The sequence below is a fragment of the Maridesulfovibrio sp. genome, assembly GCF_965230075.1.
Classification (GTDB): Bacteria; Desulfobacterota; Desulfovibrionia; order Desulfovibrionales; family Desulfovibrionaceae; genus Maridesulfovibrio.
In genome coordinates, this window is record NZ_OZ245945.1 from 1,868,719 (window position 1) to 1,881,171 (window position 12,453).

12 protein-coding genes are annotated in these 12,453 nt (G+C 48.2%); 9 read left to right on the forward strand and 3 right to left on the reverse strand.

Features of this window, described 5'->3' with window-relative positions; all coding sequences use genetic code 11:
* The first annotated feature begins 2 nt into the window (after positions 1–2).
* From ACO05Z_RS08455 to priA, 5 genes are read left to right on the forward strand one after another with little or no spacing between them, the layout of a single operon-like run.
* Positions 3–914: a YbbR-like domain-containing protein gene (locus tag ACO05Z_RS08455; RefSeq protein ID WP_421901731.1), complete on the forward strand. Its 912-nt coding sequence runs from the start codon at positions 3–5 to the stop codon at positions 912–914.
* Positions 915–950: 36 nt separating this feature from the next.
* Complete coding sequence (gene glmM, locus ACO05Z_RS08460) at positions 951–2,300, forward strand: phosphoglucosamine mutase (protein WP_421901732.1); 1,350 nt, start codon at positions 951–953, stop codon at positions 2,298–2,300.
* 53 nt (positions 2,301–2,353) lie between these two features.
* Positions 2,354–3,223, forward strand: a complete 870-nt coding sequence (gene galU / locus ACO05Z_RS08465) for a UTP--glucose-1-phosphate uridylyltransferase GalU (protein WP_421901733.1) — start codon at positions 2,354–2,356, stop codon at positions 3,221–3,223.
* Positions 3,214–3,978 (forward strand): hypothetical protein, encoded by a 765-nt coding sequence (locus tag ACO05Z_RS08470; RefSeq protein WP_421901734.1) that lies wholly within the window; start codon positions 3,214–3,216, stop codon positions 3,976–3,978. The genes galU and ACO05Z_RS08470 overlap by 10 nt, the downstream gene beginning before the upstream one ends.
* Positions 3,979–3,980: 2 nt before the next feature.
* Positions 3,981–6,323 carry a replication restart helicase PriA gene (priA, locus tag ACO05Z_RS08475; protein WP_421901735.1) on the forward strand — a complete coding sequence of 781 codons (2,343 nt, stop codon included), beginning with the start codon at positions 3,981–3,983 and terminating at the stop codon, positions 6,321–6,323.
* A gap of 102 nt (positions 6,324–6,425) precedes the next feature.
* On the opposite strand, the gene ACO05Z_RS08480 is transcribed toward priA, so the two are convergent.
* Both ACO05Z_RS08480 and ACO05Z_RS08485 read right to left on the reverse strand, forming a co-directional pair.
* Entirely contained in the window at positions 6,426–7,448 is a 1,023-nt protein-coding gene (locus ACO05Z_RS08480) for an anti-sigma factor antagonist (RefSeq protein WP_421901736.1), read from the reverse strand.
* On the reverse strand, positions 7,449–8,192 hold the full coding sequence (locus ACO05Z_RS08485; protein WP_421901737.1) for a Smr/MutS family protein: 744 nt from the start codon (positions 8,190–8,192) through the stop codon (positions 7,449–7,451). It lies immediately after the preceding gene.
* Positions 8,193–8,473: 281 nt separating this feature from the next.
* On the opposite strand from ACO05Z_RS08485, the gene ACO05Z_RS08490 reads away from it, so the two are divergent.
* From ACO05Z_RS08490 to ACO05Z_RS08500, 3 genes are all read left to right on the forward strand, one after another.
* Positions 8,474–9,238, forward strand: a complete 765-nt coding sequence (locus tag ACO05Z_RS08490) for an ABC transporter ATP-binding protein (RefSeq protein WP_421901738.1) — start codon at positions 8,474–8,476, stop codon at positions 9,236–9,238.
* Positions 9,239–9,263: 25 nt separating this feature from the next.
* Entirely contained in the window at positions 9,264–10,424 is a 1,161-nt protein-coding gene (locus ACO05Z_RS08495; protein WP_421901739.1) for a SufB/SufD family protein, read from the forward strand.
* A 156-nt stretch (positions 10,425–10,580) separates the two neighbouring features.
* Complete coding sequence (locus tag ACO05Z_RS08500) at positions 10,581–11,033, forward strand: metal-dependent hydrolase (RefSeq protein WP_421901740.1); 453 nt, start codon at positions 10,581–10,583, stop codon at positions 11,031–11,033.
* Positions 11,034–11,131: 98 nt separating this feature from the next.
* Here the strand turns inward: ACO05Z_RS08500 and ACO05Z_RS08505 are convergent, their stop codons facing one another.
* The gene (locus tag ACO05Z_RS08505) at positions 11,132–11,569 is read right to left on the reverse strand and encodes a CBS domain-containing protein (protein WP_421901741.1); all 438 of its coding nucleotides are present in this window, start codon (positions 11,567–11,569) and stop codon (positions 11,132–11,134) included.
* Between the two features lie 237 nt (positions 11,570–11,806).
* Between ACO05Z_RS08505 and ACO05Z_RS08510 the strand changes: the two genes are divergently transcribed.
* A complete protein-coding gene (locus ACO05Z_RS08510) occupies positions 11,807–12,451 on the forward strand; it encodes a protein-L-isoaspartate(D-aspartate) O-methyltransferase (protein ID WP_421901742.1) in 645 nt (214 codons plus the stop codon).
* The last annotated feature ends 2 nt before the right edge of the window (positions 12,452–12,453 follow it).

Genomic DNA, 12,453 nt, shown 5'->3' on the forward strand with positions numbered 1-12,453 from the left:
GTATGAAAGTACAACATTGGAAAATAGCAGCAACCGCCTTCATGATGGCCATGTTGACCTGGTATCTGGTTACCGGGCGAGATCTGGTTGAGACATGGGTGGAGTTCCCGCTGGAGATTATCAACCCGCCGCAGGGTATGATCATCCGTGATGGTATGATTAGCAAGGTCTCGGTGCGTTTGCGCGGCCCCAAAGGCCTGATCCGCAATCTTGATACCAAAAAAGTTGCATACTCCCTTGATACCGGGCATCTGGTAGTAGGGAACAATCCGGTGACCATTGTGCCGGAAAATTTAGGCTTGGGCAGTGCTCTCGAAGTTGTGGAGATAAGTCCCTCGCATATAAATCTGGTCATGGATATGTTCGTGAAGAAGCGGGTCCGGGTGATTCCCTCATGGGATGGTGACCTGCATCGCGATTATACTTTAAAGAAAAAATACAGTTCGCCTGATGAAGTGACCTTGCGTGGTCCTGCTTCTGTTTTAAAAAAGATTAAGCAGGTTAAAACCCAGCGGATCATGCTTGATACGGATTCTCCGGGTAACTGGCGCGGAGAAGTTCCCCTGCAATTACCGGAGGCTGTGGAGTCAAATCCCGGTCTGGTCAGCGTTGGGCTTGATTTTGCTGTGCGTTCAGGAAAGATGTGGGTCAAGGTGCCACTTTATATTTTAGGGCCTGATGATGTTGACTTTGCGGCCAGCCAGAATTACGTCAGGCTGCTTGTGGAGGGGCCGAAACCCTTCTTCAGGAAGAAAGGATTCAGAGATGAGATTACTGCTTCAATTGATTTGAATGCAACGATTCCTGCGGGTGATAACGTTGTTCCTTATGATGTTGCTCTGCCTAGAGGCTGTTCAGTAACAAAGAGAAAACCTGAAGCAATAACTGTAACTATATCGAGGCAGCTGCCGTAGTTAATTTAAGCGGCCTGCATTTTTTTGGAGAGATGGATGAGTAAACGTTTGTTTGGAACTGACGGCGTACGCGGTCAGGTGAATATTTTTCCTATGACCGCTGAAGTGGCTCTGAGGATGGGCCTCGCTGCCGGTTCTTATTTCAGAAACGGAAAACAGCGCCATAAAGTTATTATCGGTAAAGATACCCGCCTTTCGGGTTATGTGTTTGAATCAGCGCTGACTTCCGGTCTTTGCGCCATGGGTATGGATGTCTTTCAGGTCGGCCCCATGCCTACGCCGGCAGTTTCCTTCCTTACCCGCAACATGCGTGCGGATTTGGGGATTGTGATTTCTGCTTCCCACAATCCGTTCATGGATAACGGCATCAAATTTTTCGATTCCTGTGGTTACAAGCTGCCCGATGCAGTTGAAGATGAAATCGCCGCTATGGTTTTGTCTCAGGATACCCAGTGGGATTATCCGCAGTCTGAAAAAGTGGGGCGTGCGTATAAGATTGAAGACGCTCGCGGACGTTACATTGTTTATCTCAAATACAGTTTTCCGCAGGATATGACTCTGAACGGTGTTAAACTCGTTCTGGACAGTGCAAATGGTGCAGCCTACAGCCTCGGACATATGTTTGAAGAGTTGGGTGCGGAAGTAGTACATATCGGTGACAAGCCTGACGGTCTCAATATTAACGATAAATGCGGTTCCCTTTACCCCGGGCTCCTCGGTCAAAGGGTTGTGGAAGAGCATGCTGACCTCGGGTTGGCACTCGACGGTGATGCCGACCGCCTGATTGTCGTTGATGAAAAAGGGCAGGTCCTTGACGGGGACGTGATTATGGCCATGTGCGCGGCTGATCTTATGGAACGTGGAAAGCTGAGCCATAATATGCTGGTGTCTACTGTAATGAGTAACATGGCTTTGGAAATTTTCATGAAGGAAAGGGGCGGAACTTTGCTGCGTACCCCGGTCGGTGACCGTTACGTGGTTGAGGCCATGCGTCGTGAAGGAGCAATCCTCGGCGGAGAGCAGTCCGGCCACCTTATTTTCAAAGAATTCAGCACCACAGGTGATGGGCTGCTTGCAGCCTTGCAGTTATTGCGTATACTGTGTGTGAAGAACAGGCCGCTATCCGAACTTTCCGGACTGCTTGAACTTTATCCGCAAAAATTACAGAATGTTCACGTTAAGCGGAAAAGGCCTTTTGAAGAGGTTCCTGCTGTGCAGGATGCTCTCAAGCAGGTTGAGCAGGAACTGGCCGGTAAGGGACGTGTCCTGTTGCGTTATTCCGGGACTGAATCCGTAGCCAGAGTAATGGTTGAAGCGGAAGACAGTTCCAAAGTTGAACTTTATACTTCCGAACTTGCAGGAGTTTTGGAAGAACATTTACGCTGATAATTCTTTCAGTCGCTGACTAAGTGCTGAATATCATAAGGAGATTGTGATCAATGGTCATCAAGAAAGTTATTGTTCCGGTTGCTGGATGGGGTACAAGATCATTGCCTGCCACCAAGAATATTCCCAAGGAAATGCTGCCTATTTTCAAAAAGCCGGTTGTGCAGCATGTGGTGGAAGAGGCCATGTCCAGCGGACTGACCGATGTTGTTTTCATTAACAACCAGAACAAGAAGATCATTGAAGACCACTTTGACTACAACCTCTCCCTTGAAGATGTGCTTGAGCGCGGCGGCAAGACCGAAGCTCTTGAGGAAGTTCGTAAGGTTGCGGAAATGGTTAACATCATTTCCGTGCGCCAGAAAAAGCAGCTCGGACTTGGCCATGCCGTTCTTTGTGCCAAGGAAGTCTGCAAGAATGACCCCTTTGCCGTAATGGTCGGTGATGACCTCATGTTCGGTCTGGAGCCGGGCATCAAGCAGCTTATTGATGCAGCCCGCACTGAGAACATGGCTGTTGTCGGGGTTATTGAAGTTCCCGAGAACAAGGTTGACCGCTACGGCATCATTCAGGGTGAAGAGTTCGCACCAGGTATGTACCGGGTTCGTTCTCTGGTTGAAAAACCCGCCATAGGTCAGGCTCCTTCAAGGCTGGCAATTGTTGGACGTTATGTCCTGCTGCCTGAGATTTTTGATCATCTGGAAAGCCTTGAGCCGGGTGTGGGCGGAGAAATTCAGCTCACAGATGCTCTGCAGGGCCTTGCTCAGGATAACAAACTGCTGGCCGTGAAACTTCGCGGACAAAGGTTTGACGCCGGAGACTGGGTAGATTATCTTACCGCAAATATTTATTTTGCCCTTCAGGACGAAGGGTTGCGTGATGATGTTGTATCCAGATTGCGGGAGCTTTTGTCTTGTTCGTAAAGAATTTAAATACTTATGTGATACTTTCAGTCCTTGCCGTGAGTCTGTTTTTCAGCAGCCCGGCAAGGGCTTTTTTTCCGTCTGACGAGGGAATCAATGAAACAATGTACAAGAAATACGGTGCATTGACTTCATTTGAAGCGGAATTGACTTTCCCCTCAGAACCGGGAGCTAAGCTTGTCATCAAGCGTGGTCATGATCACTGGCAGCAGATTTTTACCGAGGCGGGCAGTAATGCCACCGTTGAGGCCAAATCTGTCGGGCAGTATTTCAAGACCATTGCCCAATGTCCTGCCACTGCGGAAATGCCTGTGTCCATGCTCCAGTTATGGGCCCCAGATGATCCTGTTTCGGATTGGATGTCTATTGGTATGACCAATGCAACTAAAAGCTACGGCTTCCATGAAGATACCCCGGCCTTTGTTTTCGGCGCAGAGCAGGGTGATGATGTTTCCCCCCAGATCTGGTTTAATAATGAAAATTTTGCACCGCTCAAGATAGTGCTCGGTCCACAGCAGGAAATAACTTTCGGTACTTATTCCAAGTTTGCCGGGTTCATGCTGCCCCATACCGGGACCCTGAAAATGGGCGAAGAAGTCCTTGATTTTAATATCCAGTGGAAAAGTATCCGTAAGAAAATGGCTCCGGCTGTTTTTTCTCCGGTTGCTATTAAGACATCCAAGGGATGTGGAGTTCCTTCCGGACAGGTGTATGAATTTTTGAAGAAATGTCTCAGACTTAATAAATCGGAATAAAAATGACTACTCTCTGGCAGGCCTGCCTCGCCAGCCCACCATATTCAATTTATACTTACGAAGCACCCGCCGACCTTCCTAAACTTGTAGAAGGACAGCGGGTTCTCGTGCCTTTGGGCCGTTCTGTGCGCGTGGCTTTCCTCATTGAAACAGTGGAGACTCCACCGGAAGGGGTGGAACTTAAGTCCATTATCTGGCCCCTTGAGCGTGATCCGCTTTTAAATTCAAATCATTTCAAGTTATATCGCAATATCGGCGCACGTCAGATGCAGCCCTTGGGTAAGGTGCTGGAAAATGTCGTGCCTAAGCGGTTCCGCAGTGCAAAAGTTTCTTTCAAGGTCGCAGATCGGTTTTTCCCTGCAAGGCTGAAAGCTCTCGATATAGGACGTATGCCCGCTGAAAAGCGTATGGAACTGGTCAGGATTTACGACGAGGGGCGGATGAATGTCAGCCTGCCTGCTTCCATTGAAAAGGAAGAGTACGTCAGCCTGACTTCCGATCCTCCATGGCCTGTGCGTCCCAACGCCGCCCGCCAGTTGCAGATTCTGGAGTTTATTTTCGAAAACGGCCCGCGTGAAAAAGGTTTCTTGAAAAATATCATGGGTGACTGGACCACCGGGGTGATCAAGAAACTTCACTCCGATTCGCTGGTCAAGATCGGGCCTCCCCCTGAGGAAGAGCGTAATCCGGCTGAGAAATGTTCAGCAACCGGACCGAAATGGGACTTTGTGCCTTCCGAACAGCAACAGGGAGCCATTGATGAATTGCTCTCTGCTCTCGACGAACCGAAAAGCACGGTTAAGCTTCTGCACGGGATTACCGGGAGCGGTAAGACTCTCGTTTACATGACTGCGGCCCGCAAGTGCATGGAGCAGGGGAAGTCTGTAATTGTTCTGGTTCCGGAAATAGCCCTTGCTTACGCCCTTTGGAACGGCATTTGTCCGTTGTTCCCTGATACCCGCAAATATCTCTATCACGGTTATCAGACCCCGGTGCGCAAAGAGGCGATTTTTCGTGCCCTTGCAGAGGATGATAGTCCGGCCCTGATCGTGGGGACTCGCTCAGCTCTATTTCTTCCGGTGCGCAATCCCGGACTGATCATTCTGGATGAGGAGCATGACGAATCCTACAAGCAGGAAGAGCGGTTGCCCTATCAGGCCAAGGAAGTGGCCTATGTGCTGGCCCATATGACAGGAAGTCTGCTGGTGCTCGGTTCGGCAACACCAGATATCAAGACTTACCACGCTGCACAGCAGGGCGCATTTGAAGTTATTTCCATGGAAAAACGGGTTGGTAAATCCGTGCTTCCGGCGGTCAAGGTGGTCGATACCAGCATGATCAAAGACCCGGAAAAGCCTTTTGCCCCGGAAACCGAAGTCCGTTTGAAAGAGGTGGTGGCGAAAGGTGAGCAGGCTGTGGTCATGCTTAATCGCCGTGGTTTTTCTCCGCTTATTTATTGCACAGATTGTGAAGAACCGTTTAAGTGTCCGCATTGCAATGTGAGCATGACTTATCATAAGGGCCGTGAGCGGGTGATTTGTCATTATTGCGGCAATGCCTATCATTTTCCCTTGCCGTGTTCCATCTGCGGGGGCAGCAATCTTCTACCTCTTGGTGGTGGAACTGAGCGTCTTGAGGAGCAGGTTGCCAAGGCCTTGCCGCCGGAAACGAAAATTTTACGCATGGACCGTGATTCCACTCGCAGGCAGGAACGGCTGGATGAAATCCTGAAGAGTTTTGCCCGTGGCGATGCGCAGATTCTGGTTGGAACCCAGATGCTTTCCAAAGGGCACAACTTTCCCGGCGTGACCCTGGTGGTTGTTTCCGAGGGCGATCTCGGGCTTAATTTGCCTGATTATCGCTCAGCAGAACGTACCTTCCAGCTTCTGGTGCAGGTCTCCGGTCGTGCGGGCAGGGGCGAGAAGCCCGGTGAGGTCATTATCCAGACCCGTAACCCGCAGAATCCCATCTGGTCTGCGGTTACTTCCGCCGATTATAAGACTTTTTTTGAAAAGGAGATTGAGAAGCGGCGCAGGTTCCGATATCCGCCGTTTACCAAGCTGACCCTGATCCGCATCAGTCATCCCATGGGCTGGGAGGGAGAGCATCTTTGTCCGCAATTTTTCAGTATTATCCGCGAGGCTGCAAAAGAGGCCGGGATCATGGCTATGGGGCCTGTTCCCGCTCCGCTGGCCCAGTTGCGCGGGCGTAAGCGTTTTAATTGTCTGCTCAAATCAGATGATTGGTTGAAGACTCGCGAACTCTATGCGCAGATATTACGCCGCAATCCCGATAAGAAGCAAATCCGTATTACTATGGATCTTGATCCGGTGAATATGTTGTAAGAAGCCTCTGGCGTCTGGGGAAGGGAATTTTCAATATGCTTCGCAAGTAGCGCGTTTAGGTTGGCTTCGAATTAAAATTCGGAAAATGAGCTTATGAAATAACTACAATTCGTTTTGGATTCCCGGATAATTTTCAAAGTACTTCATGGCACCTGAACGGTGCAGGGTGTTTTGCAGGTTGTTGGAGATTTCGCTTATAGCGATATCTTTCCCTGCTTCACGAAATTTGCGGCTTAGAAAGCAGAGTGCTTCCATTCCTTTTATCGAGGCTGCGTTAGTATTGGATAAATCCAGCGCAGGGATGAAATTCCTTTCCAACATGCGGCTTCCGGTTCTCATCAAGTCAGGGACTATTCCGGCATCGAGAGTGCCTGATATTTCAATTTTGGGCGGGATGCTGGTTTCGTCATGGCTTACAGAAGAGGGCAGGGCCATTGAGGCTGTACGTTTAATCTCTTCATGAAAATTCATTTCTTCGCGTAGAAGCAGTAGCGGAATAAATATATTGTCCAGCTTATCCGTAATCTTGTTCTTGTCCACATCCTGTGGGATGCAGATCAATACGCAGTCAGGCAACTGCTCATAGATTTTAGGAATACAACTGCTGATGGATTCCGGTGGGGCGGAGATGAGCACAATGTCCGGGTGCAGATTATTGGCGCTGCCCACAATCGACTGAATATCGATTTCGTCCAGATCACCCGTAGTTTTGAAATGAGTGAAGAGGTCCCAAGACAGTGGGACGAATCCATCGCGGACCAGGATGTCAGTTTTTAGGGCACTTTCTGAAACATGAAGCAGGCTGAATCCGTAATGGGCGCAGATGCGGGCGATCTGTTCCGGGAATTCAAAATATTCCAAGGGCATTTTCAACTTGATTTCCGCTTTTTGGGCCAAGTTGATGATTTCCGAATCCGTCGGAAGGATGAAGTCTGCACAGCTCGGGCAGATATTGGGAGATTTTGCATAATCCAGCAGCCAAGGGAATGAGGGCGCAAAGATCATGGTTTTCTCTTTTGCGCCAGCCCGTTCTCCCACGGTCAGCATCAGCTCATTGAAATCCATATTGAAAAAAGGGATTCCAAAAGCCAATTTTATGCGATCCGGATTATCAAATATTTCCATTTAAATGTCTTTTCCCCAATTAATGCCTTTGTCCCATTTGACCTTGCCTTGAACTTTTTTTTGTTTGCGCAGCAGGATGTAGAGTGCTCCGGCACCACCATCCTTAGGCTGGGCAGTACAGAAAGCGAGTACTACACGGCGGAAGGGATCTCGGGTCAGCCACTCCTGAATTTCGCGTTTAAGAACGGAGTGACCGCCGGGGGAGTTCTTGCCTCGTCCCGTAACAGCCAATACACAGCGCTTGCCCTGCAGGAATGATTCACGGATAAAAAAGAGCAGGTTGTCGAAAGCCTGTTCGGAATTCATACCGTGCAGGTCGATGTGGGATTCGTAGCTGAAAGCTCCCTGTTTCAGCTTCTGGAAAACTTTGGAATCTGTTCCGCGCACATAGCCGAACATGAATTCATCAGAATATTCCAGTTCAAATTCAATTTTACCGGAAACAAGGCTGCTTAAATATTCCTTGCCCTCATCTTCTTCTGTCATTTTGGGGGCCGGTGTAGGTTTTTTCTTTTTGGGGGCAACGGTGGAGCGATCCATGCGCTCGACCCCAGCCATGGCGTCCATGAAGGCCTGATCATCGTCCACTTCAATTTCCTTTTCTTCCGGCTCAATGGGGGCGGGCTTTTTTTTCACAGCTTCAAGCGCTTTTCTGACCGCCTTGGGTACATGTTCTTCTTTCTTATCTTTTTTGAATTTCAAACCTTTCAGGTCGGAAAGGGAATTCATTTTCTTTTTAACCATAAAAATCTCCTGAAAAAAATGAGTTATCAAATTAGTCATTATCCGGTGCGAAGTAAATCTTTGTGTTCAGGAAATTTGAGTTTTTTTGTTTTGAGCCTTGACTTTTCCGGAGTCATTACCATTTTTCATATCGTGCGCGAGGATTCCGGGTAAGGATATTGTGAAATTAATCATTATTTATTCTGGACTTGAAAAGTGAATTTTATTAGCTCTTCAAGGCGTACTTAATTCGACTAAATAACTCCATTTTTGGCTTTTCGCTTATAAAGTGAGGAATTTCAATGCTTAAAATAGAAGACTTGCACGTCAGTATCGGCGACAAGGAGGTCATCAAAGGCCTCAACCTGCATATAAAAGAAGGTGAGACCTTCATTCTTTTCGGACCCAACGGTTCCGGTAAGACATCTCTGCTTATGACCCTGATGGGTTTCAGTAACTACAACGTTACCAAGGGCAAGATTACTTTCAAAGGTGAAGACATCACCTACGCCCCCATTTATGAGCGTGCCCGTCTCGGTATCGGCATGTCATTCCAGCGTCCCCCGACCATTCACGGCCTGAAGACCCGCCATCTGGTAAAGATGTGTGGCAACGGTTCTGATGTGGACGTTGAAATGTTGGCCCAGCGCGTGAATATGAGCAATTTTCTTGACCGTGACATCAACTCCGGTTTTTCCGGTGGTGAAATCAAGCGTTCAGAGCTGCTTCAGCTCATGGCCCAGAATCCCAGCCTGCTTCTTTTCGATGAGCCAGAATCCGGCGTTGACCTCGAAAATATGCACTTGATCGGTAAAATGGCCCGCACCCTGCTCGATGGCGAAATCAAGCCCAACATTGACTTGAGCATGAAAGAGCAGAAGATGAAAAAGGGCACAAATACTTGCGGCCTGATCATTACCCATACCGGGCACATTCTGGATTACATCAATGCTGACCGTGGACAGGTTCTTTTCAATGGACATCTCTGCTGTGAAGCCAGGCCCCGCGACATTCTGGAGCACATCCGTAAGTACGGATATAAAGAATGCGTGAAATGCTTGAACTAGCAGTGTAAATCCACGGAGAAATATCATGAAGAAAGTTGATCTGAACGATTTTAAATTTGAAGGTCTGGAACACGCTGTAATTGAAGATCTGACTTCAATTGAAGCTGATGAGAAAGAGCAGTTGATCATGGCCGGTGTGGACGTGGACTCCAAGGATGTCAGTGCTACCTTTATGCAGGTGGACCACTCCAACGTACACTGCGGTACCAACGATAAAGATGTTGAAGTAATGGACATCAAGAAGGCCCTTGAAAAATACGACGGCCTGCCTGATTACTATTTCAAGCTCATCGATAAAGAGAAGGACGAGTTCACCCGCAATGCTGCAGCCAACCTGCACGGCGGTTACTTTGTGCGCACCAAAAAGGGTGCAAAGATCGAAAAACCCGTCCAGTCCTGCCTGTTCCTTAAAGCTGAAAATTCCGGTCAGAACATCCACAACATCGTTGTTGTAGAAGAAAATTCCGAATTGCACATCATCACCGGTTGTGCCGCTGCGCACGAAAAGTTTTCCGGCGGCCATTTCGGACTTTCTGAAATTTACGTCAAGAAGGGCGGTAAGCTGACTTTTACCATGGTTCACAACTGGGGTGAAAATACCGTTGTACGTCCCAGCACCATGGGTGTTGTAGAAGAGGGCGGAACCCTCATCAACAACTACGTGCTCATGAAAAAGGTTAAGGACCTCAATTCCTACCCGACCATTTTCCTGAACGGTGAAGGCGCGGTTGCCCGCTTCAACTCTGTACTGGTCGCTCCTGAAGGTTCCTACATTGATACCGGAACCCGGATCATCCAGAATGCACCTGATACCAAAGCCGAGACTATTTCGCGTACCATTACCACTGGCGGTACCATTATTTCCCGTGGTCATATTCAGGGTAATAATGTTCCCGCACGCGGACACATTGAGTGTCAGGGCCTTATCCTCGGTGGTGGACGCATTCATGCTGTTCCCGAACTGGAAGCTACCGTGGAAGGCGTTGAGCTTTCTCATGAGGCTGCAGTCGGTAAGATTGCTCAGGAAGAGATTGAATATCTCATGGCTCGCGGAATGGACGAGGACGAAGCAACCTCAACCATCGTACGCGGCTTCCTGAACGTAGACATCATGGGTCTGCCTGAAAAGCTGCAGAAAGAAATCGATAAGCAGATCGAGGAACTTGACGCCAGCGACGCTATGTAAGCTTTTGCGCATATGCAATATACAGAGTGCCTTTCCTTAGGGAAGGGCACTCTTTTTTTTGCGGATAGACAATAACTGCGTAATTTTATATACGCAGGAACAGAAAGTTTAGGTTTTACTTTAAGTTTATGTCTTTTAAAAATAAGTGGTTATGAAATGCCGGGATATAAGGTTCATGTGAGCGGCTCTATTGTGGCCGGGTTGTTGGTTCTTTTGGGATTGTTGAATCTTGGGCTGTATGTGATTGACCCGCAGCAGGTTGTGGCCTTGTTTGTGCTTTGTGTTCTGGGCGCGCTTTTTCCGGATATAGATACGGATTCAAAGGGAAAGAGAATTTACTATTCAGGTATGCTGCTGTTGTCCCTGACCCTGATCTATTTCGATCATTTTCAGTGGGCGGCATATCTGGGTATTCTGGCAATGCTTCCCGGAATAAGCGCTCATCGAGGTTGGACTCATACATGGTGGGCCATGCTGATGGTGCCTATGCCGATGCTGATTCTGCCATACTATGTATATGGTCAACCGTTTCCGACTTTACTGCCGTATTATGTTGCTTTTGTGACTGGGTATTTTTCACATCTGCTGCTGGATAGAGAGTTATTCTAAATAAAAGGGATTGAGTGTGGCACTCAATCCCTTTTTTGGTTGCTGCGAGAAAAGTCAGCACAGAAAGGAGTGCGCTGAAGTTTCAGGAGGAGGGTGTTTTAGTCGTCGCTTTGCTCCAGTGCTTCCATCAGACTGATGGTCAGTTTGAGGAAATCTGCTTCAGTCAGGATTCCGATTAATCCGTTCTTTTCATTGACCACTGGAAAACAGCCGTATTTATGATCCAGAAGAAGTGTGGCTGCGTCTTTTAGGGAAGTGTCTTCTGAAATGGTTTTAATGTCCGTACGCATTATTTCCCCGACCGGAATTCCCGAGTCAATCTCGCCTTGAGTGGCGGGGTCAATGTCGGCCAGTTGGGAGATTGTGGCCCGTAGGATGTCACGGTGGGTTACAAGTCCAATGAATTCTCTATTGTCATTTACAATGGGGATATGTCTGATGCGTTGCAGGTCCATAAGTGATCTGGCCATTTTTAAGTTGTCAGATTCGCTTAGGGTGAAAAGTTCCGTAGTCATGAGATCATTGACTTTCAGCATGTGGTCCTCCTTTTGTCCTTACTATAATCTCTCTTTATGTAGCTTTTGTGTCAAGATGTATGTGGAAAAAACAGCTTTAAATGCCAATTAATGCCATTCTGGTTGACTTGGCCGCTAAAATCTGATTTTCAACTGCAAACAATGAATTAATCCGGTTGTCTTATTTGTTCGGGAATTCATAGTTAAAAATAAATTTTCAGGCCTTGCCATAATCGGTTTTCGGCTGACGGGGGATAAGTGCGTATAGACCCAAAGCGTTCCAGATTAAAGATGGTGGAAGAACAGATTGCAGCCCGCGGCGTTGCGGATAAGAATGTTCTTGATGCCATGCGTAGAGTTCCGAGACACATGTTTGTACAGGACGCCCTTGCTTCACGTGCCTATTCTGACAGTGCCCTGCCTATCGGCGAAGGGCAGACCATTTCTCAGCCCTATATTGTCGCAGTTATGTCCGAGCTACTTAAGATCGAGCCGGGACATAAGGTTCTGGAGATCGGAACCGGTTCCGGTTATCAGGCTGCCGTACTTGCTGAAATGGGGGCGGAAGTGTTTTCTGTGGAAAGAATTCGCAAACTGTTCATTTCTGCTCGCAAACTTCTATTCGATATGCGATATTTCAACATCCAGCTTAAGTTGGATGATGGAACAATGGGCTGGCCGGATAATGCCCCTTATGACCGTATAATTGTTACCGCCGGAGGGCCGGAAATCCCTCAATATCTCATAGACCAATTAGCTGACCCCGGAATACTGGTTATTCCCGTTGGCGGACAGAGGCGGGTACAGCGGCTTATGCTGGTCACTAAAACAGACGGTAAAATCGAAACCACCGACATGGGCGGATGTGCCTTTGTCGATCTGGTGGGTAAACAGGGCTGGTAGGT